Source organism: Streptomyces sp. NPDC046308, from assembly GCF_055588065.1.
The window spans coordinates 272,763-289,867 of the sequence record NZ_JBVJFB010000005.1; the positions used below are offsets into that span (position 1 = coordinate 272,763).

The window sequence follows — 17,105 nt, forward strand, 5'->3', positions numbered from 1 at the left end:
CGGCACCATCACGGCACGGAGTTGTCGGCCACCGCTCCGAATTTGAAGGGGCCTTGTGTGCTGGCGCCGACGCCCATCCCGAATGCCGCGAATGCCGCCCAGATTCCCGTTTTGGCCGACGCATGCCCTGAGACAGGGAGGGCGCCGCTGTCCCGTAGGTCATCAAGTGTGAGGAGGAGCTCGTCGCGGCCATCCAGGAGGCTCGGGTTGGCGGACAGGCCCTTCATCGACTCGATGACCAGTTGGAGGCCGAGGTTCGCCCCGATCCTGCGGTTCATCTCCAGCAGGGCGGCACACCAGAGGCTTCCGATCTCGTAGGTGGACAGAGCGCTCAGCGTGGCGAAGTTGATCTGATCCGTGGGGAACTGCTCGTCATACGGGAACCGCCGCAAACCCCTGTCGTCGTTGGCGAGCCACTGTCCGATGAGCGGCGTGCCCAGGACCGTGCACGCGACGTAGTCGCCCCAGCCTTCGCCCATGCCGCTGCTTTGGGCTTCCAGTAGCGGGGTGCGGGTCGATCCGCCGCCGACCAGCCGAGAGCTCACTCCGTGCATGTACTCGTGGAAGACGATGGTCATGTCGAGTGCGGTATGCCGGCTGGTGTCCTGCTTGGGGCCCAGGCGCATGGTCGGGATACTGCCCAGGGGCCACCAGTGCGCCGTGCCCATGACGGGCTGCGGGCGGACTTCCACCTTCACCGGCCCGGAAGGAAGTCCGGTGGCACTCACCACACCGTCCTGGTAGCTCCCGTTCGGCTCGCGGAACCCCAGCAGGTATGTGAGGTCATGCATGAAACACGTGCCGTAGAACGCGTTGAGGACCATTTGATCGACACCCTGGGGATCCGCAGGGTTGAAGATCACGCCACCGTCGACGCTGTCGCCTGAGATGGATGGGCCGCTCGCGCCGACCCGTGCCACCGACGTATATCCGGCAGTCTGTTGGTCAACCACCCAGGGGGGAGGCGAAGGAGGCAGACCGGGAGGCGTCCCGAGTCCGTAGGCCGGCCATTCGAGGGGAAAGGGCACGACCGTTCTCGACGTGGCCGGATCGCTTCGGAAGACATTTCCCTCGCAGACGGCCCCCGGTACCAGCTGCACGCAGTACAGAATGTCTCCCCCACGGCCGTCTACCACGACACGGAACGCGCCCTCCACCTCTGAGAGCCCGATCGTGATGTCCCAGGCCGCCCGAAGTTCCTTCACGCGGGGGAACCAGACGAGGCAGGCGGTGACGGGCTCGTCGACCCCTTGTAGTTTCAAAACGGTCGGCTGGCTAGCCAGATGCGTGAAACGTGCCAGGACTTCCGGCTGGTACCACGTCCCGTCCGCGGGCGCAGCAGACCGAGGCGGGCCCAGCTGATCCCCCGCGCCGGCCCCCTCCTCGTCAGCACCCGACACATGGCGGATGGCGTGGTGAACCGCTGCCTCGGCCGTGACCTCTACGGACACCTCGGGTGGGCTCTCCTGGCCCACCAGCCGGGCCCGGGTGCCCTGCGCTTCCCCTGCCGACGAGAACCGAACCGACTGGCCGGCCTGGAAGACGGGCAGCCCGCGCCACTGCTGTTCGAGCTGGATCGTCGTCGCCCCCGCCCGGTTGGGTGGCGGCGCCGGCAGGGGGCTGAACTCCACCGGCTGCGAAGGTTGGGCGCCGAAGATCACGGCCGTGACCTGGGCGACCGTAAGCGCTCGCTCGACGAGACTGCCGACGTCCGGTTGCGCCCCCAGGGGCAGATCCTCTTGACGGAGCGTAAAGGTCAGATACGCGTCCGGGGCGCGGAGATCGACCTCGATGGGCATGGTCACTCCCCTTCCTGCCTTGGCTGTCCGCTGATGCGCCTGGCCACCCGGCTTCCGGGAAGCGCGGGCGCCGCGCAGCGCCGCAGCCACTGCGGCGAGAGCACCGCAAAAGCTGAGCCTGCACTGGCGAGGGCGAGCTGGGTGGCCGGGCCCATGAAACCCACCCACAGGTCGGGGGTGACGACCGAGGGGTTCTCGGACGACCACACCGTGGCTCCACCCTGCGCGCGGTGCAGCAGTCTCAAGGCATTGGTGGTCTGAGCGAGACGACGGCGGGCCCGGCCGGAGTGCTCCGGCAGCGCCCCGAGCATGCGCCACGTCTCCATCACCCCGGCCAGGCCATGGCACATCGTGGGATTGTCCAGAACCGGCGTGGCACGGTCGAACGCCGTGGCCGCCAGCTGCCGGGCGGCGTCAACCGCGATCCCAGGATCGGGGGAAGCCTGAAGAAGACACCACAGGAAGCCCGCCACCCCGTGGCACCAGTGATGCGCCGCGCTGATATCGCCCGAGGTCGTCGTCAGAATGTTGGCCTTGTCGGCCGTCAGCCCGTGATCGGGGATACTGCCCAACGCCTCGTCGGCGAGATCCCTCGTCGCCGTGCAGCCTGTGGACCTTCCCCACACCGCGAGGGCCATCCCCACACCCGCTGTGCCATGTGCGGCCCCGACGTATACCCGACCGGACGGATCGAACTCCGGGTTGGGGAGCCAACCGACCAGTCCGTCGACCAGCCGGGCGCCGGCCCGGACCCTCATCACCTGCTGTTCGGCGAGGCTGCGTCCCCAGGACGAGCCGAGAACGGCGTCGAGCAGGCTGCCTGCCCATACGATCCCGGCCGCTCCCGAGAACAGGTCGTAGTCGGGGATGCGGCTGTTGGCCGCATGCTCGAAGCGCCGCCGTGCAGAGGCGATCAGGTCGGCTCGGCACAGGCGCTCCCCCGCCACCGCCAGTGCCACCGACACACCGCTGTTGCCGGTGAAGAAGCCCTGCGCCTGCGTCAGCGGTGGCCGCGCCGCGAGCCATTCGGCCGCGAGCGCGATGTCGTCGGTGAAGTGCTGGGTACCCAGCGCGGCGTCGAGCGTCGCCAGCGCGATGATGATCCCGGCGGCTCCCAGGTTCAGACCCTCGCAGTCGTATGCGGCGAGAAGGTGTGCGTTGCGCCAGTGCTGGGCGCCGCCCCGGGCGACCGTGAACTGTCGGGTTGCGGTCCCGGCACTCATTGCCGCGCTGCATGCCCAGCGCCGGTCGAATACGTCGTGGCGTGTGTCGAGGTCGGCCGAGGACTCGGCGCGCATGGCCGGAAGCGCTGTTCGCAGCCGCTCCGCCACCTGCTGCGCAGTGGGTCTCCTCAGTGGATCAGGCTCGTGGCACGCCTTCACGATCGAGGCGGCCGTCGGTCGCATGTGCTGCCGCAAGAGGCCAAGCTGGCGGCCGGCGTTGTTCTGCGGCGGGAGATGGCCCGGGCAATGCCCCGTGACCGCATGGGTCACACAGGATCCGAGACCGTAGACGTCATACGACGGGTCGGCGACGGCGTGCTGCCCTTCCGGAGGTACATATCCCGGCGTGCCGGCAGGTACCGGGTGTTCCGTCCCGATCAGCGCGGCGAGTTCGAGGTCAACGAGGCGCAGACCGTCAGGTCCGATACGCACGTTGGACAGCTTCAGGTCCCGGTGCACGATGCCTCGTGCATGCAACTCGGCGACTGTCACGGCGAGTTCGGGCAGATGCTTGAGGCGGTCCTGAGCGGGGAGGTGTTCCGGACGGATCCCTCCCGCATCGGAGACGACGAGATTCCCGCCCGGCAGATCGTGGGCCACAACCTCCGGAGCGATGCGCGAGCCCTCCAGGTGAAGCAGCGCTCGCTTCTCGTTGTCGAGCCGGGTCCTCGCATCGTTGCCGAGGTCGTCGCTTTCGACCCCTCGTACCCGGTGCCGGATGATCACCAGACGGCGGTCGGAGATTCTCAGCGCGAGCGCCACGTGCCCGAGCAGGCTCGCTGCCAGAACCTTCATCGGGAGGAATGCGGCGCCATCGATCACGATCGGGGCACTCGCATTGGCCCTGCTGCTCAGTGCGACCGGGGGAACAGGAGGGACAGCCCAGTCCGGCTGCCGGCCCTTGGTGTCGCGCAGGTCCGGGAACAGCGTCCCATCCGGGGCTCGAAGGGCCGTGCGGGGAACTCCTACGGAGTCGGTGACAACGCTGGTGGCCTGAAAGGCTCCGTACCGGATGAACAGGGCGCCGCCCGATCCCACCGGCAGATCAGAAGTGATCGCTGGTGCGCGGTCGGGACGCCACAGCCTGTCCAGACGATCGATGAGCCCGGGCAGCGTGTCCTTGGCAGCCGGATATACGGTGACGATCTTGCCGACCTGGGACGCCCCTGCGAGCCCGGCGTTGATCCGGATCATCGTGTCGACGTCAGCGGCAAGTTTGAACGTCGCCCCGGACTTCACCAGCTCGGGGAGTACGACTTCGAGCAGGTCGAGGGCATCGGTGGGTGCTGCGGCGACGTGCAGCTTCCATCCCTGACCAGGCAACTCATCGCCGGATTCGCATACTTGCCATGAGATCGCGCCGTCGCGCCGTACGCTGGCGCGCCACCCCGGTGCAAGCCGAGCCGTGAACGCCTCAAGGGCGGACGCGTACTGAACGTGGAGGCTTTCACCGGTCAAGGCACCGGTCATGGCCCGCCCCTCGTCGGCTGCCCTTCGGGCACGTGAGGGCGATCACCAGGGCCGGATACGAACGCCAACCAGGGCGGCGAACCGTCCGGCCACCGCAGGCGACTGCCTCCGCGACAGGGCGTCAAAGGCAGCTCGATCGGTGCGGAATCCGCCGCCTGGTGCCGCATGGGCACGTCGAGGGGCAGCGCCTTGTAGGTTCCGGGCGGCCACGACATGGTCCGCTCCGCCGACTCGGGCCGCGCGCAGTAAAAGTCCTGGGACAGCAGTTCGCGGGCCGGCGAAAGTTCGCCCCTGCACAGATGGTCGCGGGCGTCGTTGACGCGAACCGGAGCCCTGTACCGGTCGGTGACGGTGACACGGATCCCGAGCCGATCGCAGTACCTGTGAATGGTGGAAGCGCCGCCGCGAATTCCTCGGCCGAGAGACTGTCCTTTCCTCAACAGGAATTCGTCGATCGTCACGTGGCGGCGAAGCCCGTTCAGAATCAGCGAAGCCCCTTCTTGCTCGACTTCCCAACGGCTCAGGCTGACCACCAAACGGCTCTGCACACCGCACTGCGCTTGGAACCACAAACGGTACTCGACATCCTGGAACGGCGGACGAACGTGCGGGCCCCGAAAGACGGCCACGGGATCGGGGTCCAAAGTGACCACCAGGACGCTCAACCCCTTCACCTGAGCGTCCGACACCGTATCCCGAAAGAATTCAGCCTGGGCATCCGAAACCGGATCCCAAACGCCCACCAGCGCGACGTGGCCTCCTGACGCCCTTGCGTCCACGCGTTCCCGCACCCCAAGTCCCGTCAGCCCGAGTCGACGAACTATTGCACCACAATGGTGGTGATGACGCAGGTGATGTAACAGTCGGCGCTCGCACCGGCGACACCGGCCGCCAGCAGGAGCTCTCGCTGAACATCCAACGCCAGCCCTCGTTCCCCAAGGACGAGACCGGGGTCGTCCTCGAATCGGGCCTTGAGTTGAGCATCTGTTTCGAGTGCGGCGCTGAACTGCGACCAGAACTCACGTACAGCCGCTTCATCCGGGATGATCGCGGCTTCTTTGACTTGGACGTAAAATTTCTGCTGCTGATTGTTGGACACAGATAGCCCCTTCTCCGGTCACGACACTGACCCATTGCTATCAGCAGGCTGCCACGTTGACTCGTTGACACGTCCAGGCAAACGAGTGAGGCCGCCGCCAGACGGTTGTCCCGAACACGCGAGAAGTCGCAGATCCAGGCCCTGGACCGCTGGCAACCCGTCCTCTGGTGACCGGCACGACCACCCTCTTCGCCGCCCTCGAGGTCGCCACCGGCAAAGTGATCGGCTCCTTGCACCGCACGAGCAAAACCTGGCTGATGGCACACCTGGCGGGTTCACATCTGAGGCCAGGGGTCACACTCCAAGATGCATTCTCCGTGCCACCACCCGCAGCAATCGCCGCTGCGCGCGGGGGATCGATCGACGTATTCCGTGATGACGCGTCCGTCTTCGATGTGGGCCACGCCTACTTGCTTGCTGAAGTCGATCTTCAAGACGTCGACTTCCATCGTCATGCATTTGACCGCGTACTTGCTGGCGGCTTCGGGGTACTGAGCGAAGAGTCTGTTGAGTGCGTCGAAGAACTCGGGGTCGCTCTGCGGCCCACAGCCGGCTTTGGTGTTCATGGCAATGCTCCAAAGCGTCGAGTGCTCTGAACCCCCAGGCGAGTGCTTTGAACCCTCAATTGTCATCGTCTCGCGGGCCTCAGGCTGGTGCCACTCAAGGAGCCACTCGAAGGCTGCGCGGCGAACCTGACGATGCGCCTGCCGGCCGACACCTAACGAGGCCGGCGCGCCTGGGCGCCGTAGAACCGGCGTACACCGGCCGCCTTGAGGCGCTTGCGCTGCTTGGCCAACTCCGCCTTCCTCGCCTTGATGGACTTCGGCTTACGGGGCCGCTTCCAGCAATTCTGGGACGTCATGGCGCTCGCACGGAGCTAGTCGCGTACGAGGAGCAGCGCGGCGGCGAGGAGCACGCCGAGGGCGACGGCGAGGGCGCCGTGGGCCAGGCGGTGGCCGCGCAGGACGGGCAGGAAGCGGTCGACGGCGTAACGGCCGGGGCCGGTGAGGGCGAGGGCGGCGGCGCCCGCGGTCAGCAGCAGTTCGTACTCGATGCCCTTGGGGGCGAAGAAGGCGCCGGCGCCGTGGACGGCGATGGCGTTGATGAGGGTGCCGACGATCGCGGCGCCGGCGAGCGGGGTGAGCAGGCCGAGGGCGAGGCCGAGGCCGCCCAGGGTCTCGGTCAGCCCGGCGAGGACGGCCATGGCGTCGCCGGCGGGGTAGCCGCTGGCGGTGAAGAACTGGCCGGTACCGCTGATGCCGCCGCCCTCGAACCAGCCGAAGAGCTTCTGCGTGCCGTGCGCCGCCATTGTCAGGCCGAGGACGAGGCGCAGGAGCAGCAGGCCGGTGTCGTGGCCGGGCGTGGAGACGGTGACGGTCTGGGGGCGCGCGGCCGGTGCGGCGGCCTGCGGCTTCGTCGTGGTGACGAAGGGGCTGGTCATGGGGGGTCCTTACGGTCGGGCGGCCCGGCGGAACGGGCAGGAGTTGTTCAAATTCGAACCGCTGGGGGTCGACCCTAACCATTGATTCAAATTGGAACAACCCGTGTAGGCTGGCGGCATGGCAGAACCGAGATGGCTGGACGACCGCGAGATGCGGGCCTGGAGCGGCTTCCTGGCCGCGTCGGCCCTGGTGAACCGCCGTCTCGACCAACAGCTCAAGGACGAGGCCGGGCTCTCGCACCCCCAGTACGAGATCCTCGTGCGGCTCGCCGCGGCGCCCGGGCGCGAGCTGCGGATGACCGAGCTCGCCAACGGCCTGATCAACTCCAAGAGCGGGCTCACCTACCAGGTCACCCAGATGGAGAAGGCCGGACTGGTCCGCCGCCGCAGCTGCCCCTCCGACGTGCGCGGCGTCTTCGCCGTCCTCACCGACGCGGGCAGCGCCAAGCTCGAACAGGCCGCGCCGGGACACGTGGCGACGGTCCGCGAGATCCTCGTCGACGTCCTGACCCCCGGCCAGCTCGACGCCCTCGCCGAGGGGCTGGGCGAAGTCGGCCGCCGGCTGCGCGAGCAGGGCGCCTGAGCGGATCCGGCCGTCGTTCGGTAGCGAGTGACGGTTTCGGGGTATAGGCGCGCCATGGACGGAAAGGTCTGGCTCACCTTGGCCACGGTCATCGCGGTGGGGCTCGCGATCGCCGCGGCCGTGCTGCTCGTACGGGTCTTCAAGGCGCGGCGGCTGCTGGTCGACGCGGGGATCCCGTTGCGCGACAAGGCCCTGTTCTGGGCCGCCGTGATCTACACCGTCTCGCCCGTGGACCTGATCCCGGACCCGGTGTACCTGGACGACATCGGCGTGCTGCTGCTGGCGCTGCGCTCGCTGCACGCGGCGGCCGGGGCCGCCGGGGTCGGCCGGGCCGCCCGCACGGCGAAGGAGCCGGACGCCGTCGGGTAGCGGCCCCGGCCGTACGGGGCGGCGCGTACGGGCTCAGCGGTGCCGGTGGAACGCACCCGGATCCACGCCTGGCAGGGTCAGGCGGGACGGTGTGCGGTGGGGCCGCGACATAGCCGGCCCGCCGCGGAGCGTGCCGTCAGCGGACGCCCCGGGCCCGGAACTGGACGCTGATGCGGGGTCCGACCGCCCTGACCGACTTGGGGACCGCGTGCTCCATGGTGCGCTGGCAGGAGCCACCCATGACGACGAGGTCGCCGTGCCCCAGGGGCAGCCGCAGCAGGGTGGCTCCGCCGCCGCGCGGGCGGAAGGCGAGATCGCGCGGGTCGCCGACGGAGACGATGGCGACCATGGTGTCCTCGGTCGAGGAACGGCCCGTTCGGTCTCCGTGCCACGCGACGCTGTCCCGGCCGTCGCGGTAGAGGCACAGGCCGGCGGTGGCGAAGGGTTCCCCGAGCTCCGCGGCGTAGTGGCGGGTGAGCGCCTCGCGGGCCTCGGTGAGTGAGGGGTGCGGCAGGGGCTCGCCCTCCCCGTAGAAGGCGAGCAGCCGGGGCACATCCACCTCGCGCTCGTACATCTGCCGCCGCTCGCCGCGCCACGGTACGTCGGCGGCCAGCCGCTCGAACAGCGCGTCGGCGCCGCTCAGCCAGCCGGGCAGGTGATCGACCCAGGCGCCCGCGCCGAGCTCGGTGCGTCGCAGGCCGCTCAGGGGGCCGAGCCTGATCTCGTCACCCTGGTCGAAGAGGGAGCCCTGAAGTCCCTGGACTGCGTGCATGCCCCCAGCCTAACCCCAGAACCGAACAGGTGCACGAATTTGCGGCCGAGGCTCGGCGCCCCACCGGCCGCCCGCGCGGACGACGTACGGCCGGCTGAGGACGGTGACGGCGACGGAGACCGCGGCCACGACCGCGATCGCGGCGCCCGGGGCGAGGTACTGGGCCAGGCCGCCGGCGAGCGCGGCGCCGAGGCCCTGCCAGGTCATCCGGCCGGCCGACTCGACTCCCTGCACCTGGCCCCGCACCGGGTCGGGGGTCAGGTCCAGCAGCTGCTCCTGGAGGGGCAGGGTCGCCGCGAACCCGGCACTGGCGAGGAACACCGCCGCCGCGACGGCCGGGAGGGGCGGGTGGAGCGCGAACACCAGGAAGGGGACGGCGAGCAGCAGGCGCAGGGCGAAGGCGTGGCGGCGGCGCTGCCCGGCGGTGAGCAGCCGGCCGACGGCCAGGTCCCCGAGGAGCATGCCGGCCGATCCGGCGGCCAGGAGGGTGCCGGCGTGGCCGGGGTCGTAGGAGATGAACAGGGCTTCGCAGCCGACGACCATGCCGTTGGGGACCCACAGGTTGAGCAGCAGCGCCCGCCGGCCGGGGTGGGAGAACAACTCGGCGTTCGTCGTCCAGGTCCGGCGCAGCCCGGGGCGACGGGTGAGCCGGACCGAGCGCTCGCGGACGGTGGCCGCCACCACGACGAGACCGAGGGCGGTCAGGGCGGCGGCGACGAGGAAGACCCCGTACGGGCTCAGGTACGACAGCAGTACGGCGCCGAGGGCGTAGCCGAGGATCGCCGTGCCCCCCGAGGTGATGTTCATGAGCGAACGCGCCGGCGCGTAGGCGCAGTTCGGCACGATCTCGGCGAGCAGCCCCAGCCGGGTGCCGGTGCCCAGGGACTGGAAGAAGCCCAGCATCAGCAGCAGCGCGAACCGGACGACCAGCGGCAGCCCCGGAACGGCCTGGGCGCAGACGCCGATCAGCGAGGCGGACTGGAGCGCGACGACGGTCCGGCGCGGCCGGTTCCCGTCCGCGACCGACATCAGCGTCAGCGCGCCGAGCACCGTGGCGAAGGTGGCGCCGTACATGCTCACGGCCGTCAGGAACGGGGAACGGGTCTGCTGGTCGACGAGGGTGCCGAGGGCGAAGCCCGACAGGGTGCTCGCGGCGACGGTCAGGGTGAAGCCGACGTAGAGGCCGGTGAACTCCCGGTTGCGGAGCAGGTCCCGGTAGCCGGTGGCGGGCGCGGGGGCCGGCTTGAGGGACCGCTGGGGGGCCGGCTTCGAGGACGAAGGGGAAGGAGAGGGCGGAGAGGAAGGAGAGGAGGAAGAGAAAGGAAGGGAAGAAGGCATGAAAAAAGCCTCCGGACGCGTACACGGGGCACGCACGCCGAAGGCCAACACCGGGATTCTAGCAGTCTTTTCACTTTCTTCCGTACCGCTCCGTGGAGCCTTCCGGTGCGCCGGACCAGGTCAGGGGCGGGATCCTGCCCGTACCCGCGTGTGATCAGCGACTCACGCACTTGGCCGAATGCCCGCAGCACGGTAGCGTCACGGCGACATTTGCACATAGCGACGACGGCGAGACGGAAGTCCGGTGTGAATCCGGCATGGTCGCGCCACTGTGTGCTGCGGTGACACCCCTTGGGGGGCGGCGCCGCGGCGAGTCAGACCCGAGGGCCGTCGTCCTGCACCACCGTATGGGACGCGTGTTCCCCGAGGAGGTTCCATCATGGCCGAGGCTGTCGCTTCCGCTGCCGTATCCACCCCCGCCGGCTCCCTGTCCGCTCCGCTGCCTGTCCGCGCGGTGCTGCCCTGGGCGCTCTTCGTCGGTCTTCTGATGCTCGTCGCCCTGTACTTCGTCGGCGCCGAGCAGGGCGCCACGGCCGTGTTCGCCGGCGAGGGCGTGCACGAGTGGGTCCACGACGGTCGTCACCTGCTCGGCTTCCCCTGCCACTGAGAGGCCAGGCACATGCACGCCTCGACCGTCAGAGGTCTCCTGGTCCGCGGCATGCTCGCGGGCCTGATCGCCGGGCTGTTCGCCTTCGCCGTCGCCTACGTGGTGGGTGAGCCGCCGGTCCGGGGTTCCATCGCCGTGGAGGAGGCCCAGGCCGCCAAGGACGCGGCGGGCGCCCCGAGTGCCCACGCCGGGCACGGCGGCGGCGGCGACGCCGCCGCGCCGGCCGAAGCCGCGGAAGAGGAGGAGGAACTGGTCAGCCGGCCGGTGCAGTCCACCTTCGGCCTGGCCACCGGCGTCCTGGTCTACGGGGTCGCGCTGGGCGGCATCGCCTCGCTCGCGTTCTCGTTCGCCCTCGGCCGCGTCGGCGGGTTCAGCCCGCGGGCCACGGCGGCGCTCACCGCGGCCGGTGCCTTCGCGACCGTCTACCTGGTGCCGTTCCTCAAGTACCCGGCCACGCCGCCGGCGGTGGGCAATCCGGACACGATCGGACAGCGCACCACGCTGTTCTTCCTGATGATCCTGCTGAGCGTGCTGCTCGGCGTCGGCGCGATCATCCTCGGGCGACGGCTGGCACCGCGCCTGGGCAACTGGAACGCGACGCTGACCGCGGGCGGCGCCTTCGTCGTCGCCGCGGCCCTGGCGTTCGTGTTCCTGCCGGACAACAGCGACGCGGTCCAGCCCGGTTTCCCGGCCGCCCTGCTGTGGGAGTTCCGGCTCGCCTCGCTGGCCGTCCAGTTGGTCCTGTGGGTGGTGTTCGCCGTCGTCTTCGGCGTCCTGGCCCAGCGGCTCCTGGCCGCGCGCGCCGACGGCGCGCAGGCGACGGGCCGGCAGCCGGCGCCCGCGGCCGGCTGATCCACCGCACCGCCCCACGGGCCCCGTCACCCCTGCCGGGGTGGCGGGGCCCGTGGCATTGCGCCGTGGCCCCCCTACGATGTGCGCATGAGCGCAGGCACGGATCTGGCAGGTGCACAGGTCCCGCAGGAACGGGGTGACCGGCTGGAGGTCGCCGCGTCCGTTCTGGCGCTGCTCGCGGACCGCACCCGGTTGGCGCTGATGGAGCGGCTCGCCCGGGGCGAGGCCGATGTCACCACCCTCACCGAGGCGTGCGGGGCGGCCCGGCCGTCGGTCAGCCAGCACCTCGCCAAGCTCCGCCTCGCCGGGCTGGTCACCACCCGCAAGGACGGCCGCCGGGTCGTGTACGCCGTACGTCACGGGCACCTGCGGCGGCTGGTCGACGAGGCCCTGAACGCCGCCGACCACCAGCTCCGTTCGCTTCCCCCGCACGACTGACCCCGGCGAGCGGCCGGGGCCCTGCCCGTACGGCGGCCAACAGGTGCACAGGTACGCACATGTTGGCTACGCTGACGTCGAGTCATCGACCCGCCGACCGGACGGGGCCGCCCGTGCTGTCCGTACTGCGCAACGGCACCTATCGCCGCCTGTTCACCGCCCAGGTCATCGCCCTGGTCGGAACCGGTCTCGCCACGGTCGCGCTGAGCCTGCTCGCCTACGACCTCGCGGGCTCCGACGCCTCGGCGGTCCTCGGTACCGCGCTGGCGATCAAGATGATCGCGTACGTCGGCATCGCCCCGCTGATCGGAGCGGTCGCCGGCCGGATCCCCCGCCGCACCCTCATGGCGGCGATGGACCTCACCCGCGCGGGGGTGGCGTCGGCCCTTCCGTTCGTCACCGAGGTCTGGCAGATCCACCTGCTGGTCTTCCTGCTGCAGGCGGCGTCGGCGGTCTTCACCCCGACCTTCCAGGCCACCGTCCCCGAGGTCCTGCCCGCCGAACGCGACTACACCCGGGCCCTGTCGATGACCCGGCTCGCCTACGACCTGGAGAGCCTCTTCAGTCCGGTCCTGGCCGCTGCCCTGCTGACCCTGGTCTCCTACGACTGGCTGTTCGCCGGCACCGCCCTCGGCTTCCTCGGCTCGGCCGCGCTCGTCGTCGCCACCGTGCTCCCCCGGCCCTCCCCGGCCGAACGGCCCGGCGGCGTCCGCACCCGGGCCGGTTTCGGCATCCGCCTCTTCCGGGCCACTCCCCGACTGCGCGCCCTGCTGGCCCTCGACCTGGCCGTCGCGGCCGCCGGGGCCCTCGTCTTCGTCGGCACCGTGAGCCTGGTCCGCGGCCACTTCGGCCGCCCGGCGGGCGCCGTCTCGCTCGCCCTGGGCGCGTACGGCGCCGGATCGATCCTGACCGCGCTGGTCCTGCCCCGCCTCCTGCAACGCGCCACCGACCGTACGGTGATGCTCCGCGCCGCCTTCGCCCTTCCGGCGCTCCTGGCCGCGGCGGCGGCCGTCACCCGGGCCGCGCCGGGCTCCTGGTCCTGGCCCGCGCTCCTCGCGGTCTGGGCCGCGCTCGGTGCCGCCTGCTCCGCGGTCCTGACCCCGGCGGGCCGCCTGATCCGCCGCTCCACCGCCGACGCGGACCTGCCCGCCGCCTTCGCCGCCCGGTTCTCCCTCTCCCACGGCTGCTGGCTGCTCACCTACCCGCTGGCCGGATGGCTCGGCGCGGCGGCGGGCCTGCCGCTGACCGCCCTGGTCCTGGGGGCCGTCGCCCTCGGTTCCACCGCGGCCGCGGCCGCGACCTGGCCCGCCCGTGACCCGTACCGCCTGGAACACGTCCACCCGGACCTGCCGCCCGGCCACCCCCACCTGGCCGACGCCCACCCCTCGGGCACCGGCTGGCGCCACGACCACCACTACGTCATCGACCGCCACCACCCGCACTGGCCCTGACGTCCCCGCAGCGCGCGGAAAACCGTTCACAGACCGGGGGTCCCGTCCGCGCAGGGTGCGTCAGGAAGGCCGTGGTCGTCGCGACGAAGCGGTCGGCGTCGTCGAGCCAGGGGTAGTGGCCCGCTCCGGGCTGCACGGCGAGGGTGGCGTCGGGGAACAGCTCCGCGAACTCGGCCACCGTCCGGGGCGGGCTGTTCAGGTCGAACTCCCCGGCGACCAGCAGTACGGGGGCCTCGAAGGCGGCGAGCGCGGCGCGGGTGGTCTGCGGGTCGAAGGCACCCTCGGCGGCGAAGAGGGCGACGGCCTCGTCGTTGACGGGCCGGCCGGCGGCGTGGTGCCGCCGCGCCGCGGCGTCCCACCGGCCGCAGAAGAAGGGCGCGACGGCCTCCCAGTCGCTGCCGGTGCCCTGGGCCATCGCCTCCAGGGCGGCGAAGGCGGCCGGGAACCACGGCTCGTCGCTCCGGAGCAGCGCGAGCTCGCGGCGCGTCTCCCCGGTCACGGCGATGCCGACGGCCCGGGTGCCGGGGCCGATCAGGGCGAGCCTGGCGACCTTGTCCGGATGACGGGCGGCGTACTGCGCCGCCAAATTCGCGCCGCCGGAGTGGGCCAGCAGGTCGATCCGGGAGAGCCCGAGGTGTGCGCGCAGGGCCTCGACGTCGCCGACCAGGCGGTCGCAGCGGTAGGAGGAGGGGTCCTCGGGTACCGCGGACCGGCCGGTGCCGCGCAGGTCCAGGGTGATGAGCCGGCGGTGGGCGGACAGGCCGCCGAGGTCGCCGAGGTAGCGGGAGTCCGAGGGACCTCCCGGAAGGCAGACGAGTGGTTCGCCGTCACCGCTGACACGGTAGGCGAGCCGGGTTCCGTCGGGGGCGCAGAAGGTGGGCATGGCGCGGATCCTGCCAGTCATAACCAGGTTGTACAACCTGGTTATCGCCGAGGCGGCGCACGGTGTATAACCGAGGCATGACAGGGGAAGAGGACACGAGCCACGGACCCGGGGCACTGACCGAGGAGCAGGCCGGGCGGATGTTCGCCGGCATGAACGAGGTCATCCGCGCCGGAGAGGAGATGCGCCGGCTGCGCACCGAGATGATCGGGGTGCTCGCCGGATGGGGCTGGACCCAGGAACGGATCGCCCGGCTCGCCGACATGAGCCAGCCCGCCGTGTCCAAGCAGGCGGCGAAGCACCGGGCGGAGGGGCCACCGGCGCCGATGGGGCTCGCCCTCGACCAGTACGACGCACCCTGGCTCGAAGGGCGACTGTGGGGCCTCGCGGAGGAGATCTCCGAGGCGTCCGGCGGCGTCGCGCGCTGCGGTCGGCTCGTCGACGCCCTCGCCCGGGGGAGGAAACGCTTCACGCCGGCGAACGTCGACGCGTTGCGCCGCCTGGTGGAAGAGGACCTGAGGCTGCACCGGGCCGAACTGTCCGCCGGGTACCGCAGCGCGTACGACGAGATCAGCCGGGGCCTCGACGTCCCGGCGAAGGCCGCCACCGGCGCCACCGCGTCGGCCTCCGTGCGGCGCGCCCTGGCCCACCGCATCCAGCGCGACCACCTCGGTCGGCGCTAGACGGGCTTGAGGGTGGCCGCGCCGAAGGAGACGTCGAAGCGGTCGCACCAGATGGCGAGGCTGGTGTAGTCGGCCAGGTTCACGTCGGCCGGCACGGGATAGTTCTGGTCGCCCTTGTTGCCCTTGAGGGCGCCGAGGCTGACGTGCTTTCCGTCGTCGAAGACGCGCCAGCCGTCGACACCCTCGATGACGGGCGCGTCGGTCAGCCAGACCCTCAGGTCGGGGCCGTTGCTCGTGTCCAGGTCCTCCACGCGCAGGACGTGGGAGCCGTCGGCGAGGCGCAGGAGCTTGACGGTGCCGGTGGTGGCGTGCTCGTGGCTGATCAGGCTGCCTTCGGCCACCGTGCGCGGCGCAGCGGGCGGGTTCGCCGACGCGGTGGGGTTCGGGGCGGCCGAGACGGACGGGGCGGCCTCGTGGACCGACTCCTCCACCCACAGCTTCCAGGGCTCGAACCAGTACAGGCCGAAGGCCAGTCCGGCCGTCGCCACCGCCGCGCCGCCGATCAGCAGCGGCCTGCGCCGCCGTCCCCGCTCACGCACCACGCCCGGTCCTCCGTCATGCCGCTGTGCACCGCCGCCCGTTGCGGGTCGGCGCCCGGAGGTGTCCCGCCCGGTGCGATCATCAAAGCACGCCCGGTGGGGCGAAGCCGGTCAGAGCTCCCAGGACTGGGAGAGGACGGCGAGGTCGAGGCGAACAGCACGCGGTCGGTCGTCACGGGCGCTTCGTCCAACTCCTTCTCGGACGCGGCCGCCAGGCACGGCTCGATGGCTGACGCGCGGGGTCAGAGCCGTTCGACGACGCCGGTCAGCGCGTCCATGACGTAGGTCCGCCAGCCGTTGCCCATGATGTTCCGGGCCGTCATCTGCATCGCGTCGTCCGGGTCGAAGCCCTCGTGGACGAGGAAGAGGCGGGTCCCGCGCCCTTCCGGTTCGAGGGTCCAGGTGATCGTCCAGTCGGCGGGGTGCGTGCCGGAGGCGTCCTGCCAGCGGACCCTCAGCATGCGGCCCGGTTCGAAGGCGAGGACCTGCGCCGCGGTCGTACCGGAGAAGCCCGTGTTGGGGCGGGGCGTGCTGGTCATCGTGTAGCGGTGGCCGACCTCCAGGCGGAAGTCGCACGGCATGAGCCACTGGGCGATCAGGTCGGGCTCGGTGAGGGCCCGCCACACCTTGGCGGGCGGGTGGGGCAGGAACTGGGCGACCCGGACGGTCGTCAGGTCCTCGGAGCCGTGGGGTCCGGCGGCGGGTTCGGGTACGGAAGGGTCCGGCACGGAGGGTTCGGGTGCGGAGGTCATGTCTCATCGTCGGAGATGCGGTCGAGGAGCCGGCCGAGGTCCGTGAGCCGGTCGCGCCAGAACCGCTCGTACGGATGCAGCCAGTCCTGTACGTCGGCCAACGGCGCGGCTTCGAGCCGGTAGATCCGCTGCCGGCCGGCACGTTCCTCGGATACCAGCCCGGCCTCCCGTAGCACCCTGAGGTGTTCCGAGAGGCTGGGGCGGCGCATGTCGAAGTGGTCCGCGAGCGCCTGGACGGGCTGCGGGCCCCGCTCGCGCAGCAGGCGCAGCACTTCACGGCGGGTGCCATTGGCGAGCGCGGCGAACACGCGGTCCTCGTCGACACCCGTCGCGACCATGGCGCTAGAAGCCTTCCTTCTCCGTGAGCAGCATCAGGCTGTTGCCGTCGGGGTCCCGGAAGCCGGCCGTCCGCCCCCAGGGGGCATCGTCCGGACCGGTCACCTCGGCTCCGGCCGCGGCAAGTCTCGCGCAGTCGGCGTCGACGTCAGCCGTGACCAACATGATCCCCCGGGTGGAGCCGGGCGTGAAATCACCCATGCCCGGACCCGAGAGGGTGAAGACCGTACGGGCGCCCGCGGGGGCGACCTGGAGCCAGCGGATCGGCCCGACCCGGCGGTCGGCGCGGACCTCGAAACCGAGGACGTCGGTGTAGAAGGCGAGGGCCCGGTCCTGGTCGGCGACGGGCAGGGTGACGAAGGAAATGTGCGAGATGCTCATGCCCCCCACCATAGGTAGGAGATTCCCTACGCGTCAAACGTAGGGAATCCCCTACCTATCCCGCGAAGCCTAACGCAGCACGCGGTACC

20 protein-coding genes are annotated in these 17,105 nt (G+C 70.9%); 8 read left to right on the plus strand and 12 right to left on the minus strand.

Annotated features, from left to right (window positions below; translation table 11 throughout):
• Nucleotides 1-8: 8 nt before the first annotated feature.
• Genes ACZ6JT_RS21950 through ACZ6JT_RS21965 form a run of 4 tightly spaced genes read right to left on the minus strand, consistent with a single transcriptional unit; the run spans nt 9 to nt 5,591 of the window.
• Nucleotides 9-1,799 (minus strand): M36 family metallopeptidase, encoded by a 1,791-nt coding sequence (locus tag ACZ6JT_RS21950; protein ID WP_469212043.1) that lies wholly within the window; start codon nt 1,797-1,799, stop codon nt 9-11.
• A gap of 2 nt (nt 1,800-1,801) precedes the next feature.
• Nucleotides 1,802-4,492, minus strand: a complete 2,691-nt coding sequence (locus ACZ6JT_RS21955) for a class III lanthionine synthetase LanKC N-terminal domain-containing protein (RefSeq protein WP_469212045.1) — start codon at nt 4,490-4,492, stop codon at nt 1,802-1,804.
• A complete protein-coding gene (locus tag ACZ6JT_RS21960) occupies nt 4,489-5,271 on the minus strand; it encodes a nucleotidyl transferase family protein (protein ID WP_469212047.1) in 783 nt (260 codons plus the stop codon). Before ACZ6JT_RS21960 ends, ACZ6JT_RS21955 begins: the two co-directional genes overlap by 4 nt.
• Nucleotides 5,272-5,312: 41 nt before the next feature.
• Nucleotides 5,313-5,591: a hypothetical protein gene (locus ACZ6JT_RS21965; RefSeq protein ID WP_469212049.1), complete on the minus strand. Its 279-nt coding sequence runs from the start codon at nt 5,589-5,591 to the stop codon at nt 5,313-5,315.
• A gap of 167 nt (nt 5,592-5,758) precedes the next feature.
• On the opposite strand from ACZ6JT_RS21965, the gene ACZ6JT_RS21970 reads away from it, so the two are divergent.
• Entirely contained in the window at nt 5,759-6,187 is a 429-nt protein-coding gene (locus ACZ6JT_RS21970) for a hypothetical protein (protein WP_469212051.1), read from the plus strand.
• A 281-nt stretch (nt 6,188-6,468) separates the two neighbouring features.
• Here the strand turns inward: ACZ6JT_RS21970 and ACZ6JT_RS21975 are convergent, their stop codons facing one another.
• Nucleotides 6,469-7,032: a DoxX family protein gene (locus tag ACZ6JT_RS21975; RefSeq protein WP_469212053.1), complete on the minus strand. Its 564-nt coding sequence runs from the start codon at nt 7,030-7,032 to the stop codon at nt 6,469-6,471.
• A 118-nt stretch (nt 7,033-7,150) separates the two neighbouring features.
• On the opposite strand from ACZ6JT_RS21975, the gene ACZ6JT_RS21980 reads away from it, so the two are divergent.
• Nucleotides 7,151-7,615: a MarR family winged helix-turn-helix transcriptional regulator gene (locus tag ACZ6JT_RS21980; RefSeq protein ID WP_469212055.1), complete on the plus strand. Its 465-nt coding sequence runs from the start codon at nt 7,151-7,153 to the stop codon at nt 7,613-7,615.
• 54 nt (nt 7,616-7,669) lie between these two features.
• Nucleotides 7,670-7,984, plus strand: coding sequence for a YkvA family protein (locus ACZ6JT_RS21985; protein WP_469212057.1), 315 nt, complete (start codon nt 7,670-7,672; stop codon nt 7,982-7,984).
• A gap of 136 nt (nt 7,985-8,120) precedes the next feature.
• On the opposite strand, the gene ACZ6JT_RS21990 is transcribed toward ACZ6JT_RS21985, so the two are convergent.
• Nucleotides 8,121-8,756: an alpha-ketoglutarate-dependent dioxygenase AlkB gene (locus tag ACZ6JT_RS21990; protein WP_469212059.1), complete on the minus strand. Its 636-nt coding sequence runs from the start codon at nt 8,754-8,756 to the stop codon at nt 8,121-8,123.
• Between the two features lie 9 nt (nt 8,757-8,765).
• Entirely contained in the window at nt 8,766-10,094 is a 1,329-nt protein-coding gene (locus ACZ6JT_RS21995) for an MFS transporter (protein ID WP_469212061.1), read from the minus strand.
• Between the two features lie 379 nt (nt 10,095-10,473).
• Here ACZ6JT_RS21995 and ACZ6JT_RS22000 point away from each other — a divergent pair, with 379 nt between their 5' ends.
• From ACZ6JT_RS22000 to ACZ6JT_RS22015, 4 genes are all read left to right on the plus strand, one after another.
• Entirely contained in the window at nt 10,474-10,701 is a 228-nt protein-coding gene (locus ACZ6JT_RS22000) for a CbtB domain-containing protein (RefSeq protein WP_030708804.1), read from the plus strand.
• A 12-nt stretch (nt 10,702-10,713) separates the two neighbouring features.
• Nucleotides 10,714-11,553 carry a CbtA family protein gene (locus ACZ6JT_RS22005; protein WP_469212062.1) on the plus strand — a complete coding sequence of 280 codons (840 nt, stop codon included), beginning with the start codon at nt 10,714-10,716 and terminating at the stop codon, nt 11,551-11,553.
• Nucleotides 11,554-11,640: 87 nt separating this feature from the next.
• The gene (locus ACZ6JT_RS22010; RefSeq protein WP_469212064.1) at nt 11,641-11,991 is read left to right on the plus strand and encodes an ArsR/SmtB family transcription factor; all 351 of its coding nucleotides are present in this window, start codon (nt 11,641-11,643) and stop codon (nt 11,989-11,991) included.
• A gap of 113 nt (nt 11,992-12,104) precedes the next feature.
• Nucleotides 12,105-13,442, plus strand: coding sequence for an MFS transporter (locus ACZ6JT_RS22015; RefSeq protein WP_469212066.1), 1,338 nt, complete (start codon nt 12,105-12,107; stop codon nt 13,440-13,442).
• Here the strand turns inward: ACZ6JT_RS22015 and ACZ6JT_RS22020 are convergent.
• On the minus strand, nt 13,411-14,325 hold the full coding sequence (locus ACZ6JT_RS22020) for an alpha/beta fold hydrolase (RefSeq protein ID WP_469212561.1): 915 nt from the start codon (nt 14,323-14,325) through the stop codon (nt 13,411-13,413). The two genes, ACZ6JT_RS22015 and ACZ6JT_RS22020, sit on opposite strands and share 32 nt — an antisense overlap.
• A gap of 77 nt (nt 14,326-14,402) precedes the next feature.
• Here ACZ6JT_RS22020 and ACZ6JT_RS22025 point away from each other — a divergent pair, with 77 nt between their 5' ends.
• On the plus strand, nt 14,403-15,008 hold the full coding sequence (locus ACZ6JT_RS22025) for a sigma-70 family RNA polymerase sigma factor (RefSeq protein WP_469212068.1): 606 nt from the start codon (nt 14,403-14,405) through the stop codon (nt 15,006-15,008).
• Here the strand turns inward: ACZ6JT_RS22025 and ACZ6JT_RS22030 are convergent.
• The 4 genes from ACZ6JT_RS22030 to ACZ6JT_RS22045 form a co-directional block, all read right to left on the minus strand.
• Nucleotides 15,005-15,550: a DM13 domain-containing protein gene (locus ACZ6JT_RS22030; protein WP_469212071.1), complete on the minus strand. Its 546-nt coding sequence runs from the start codon at nt 15,548-15,550 to the stop codon at nt 15,005-15,007. The two genes, ACZ6JT_RS22025 and ACZ6JT_RS22030, sit on opposite strands and share 4 nt — an antisense overlap.
• 239 nt (nt 15,551-15,789) lie before the next feature.
• Nucleotides 15,790-16,299: an SRPBCC family protein gene (locus tag ACZ6JT_RS22035; RefSeq protein WP_469212073.1), complete on the minus strand. Its 510-nt coding sequence runs from the start codon at nt 16,297-16,299 to the stop codon at nt 15,790-15,792.
• Nucleotides 16,296-16,637 (minus strand): ArsR/SmtB family transcription factor, encoded by a 342-nt coding sequence (locus ACZ6JT_RS22040; RefSeq protein ID WP_469212075.1) that lies wholly within the window; start codon nt 16,635-16,637, stop codon nt 16,296-16,298. Before ACZ6JT_RS22040 ends, ACZ6JT_RS22035 begins: the two co-directional genes overlap by 4 nt.
• A gap of 4 nt (nt 16,638-16,641) precedes the next feature.
• The gene (locus ACZ6JT_RS22045) at nt 16,642-17,016 is read right to left on the minus strand and encodes a glyoxalase superfamily protein (protein ID WP_469212077.1); all 375 of its coding nucleotides are present in this window, start codon (nt 17,014-17,016) and stop codon (nt 16,642-16,644) included.
• Between the last annotated feature and the right edge of the window lie 89 nt (nt 17,017-17,105).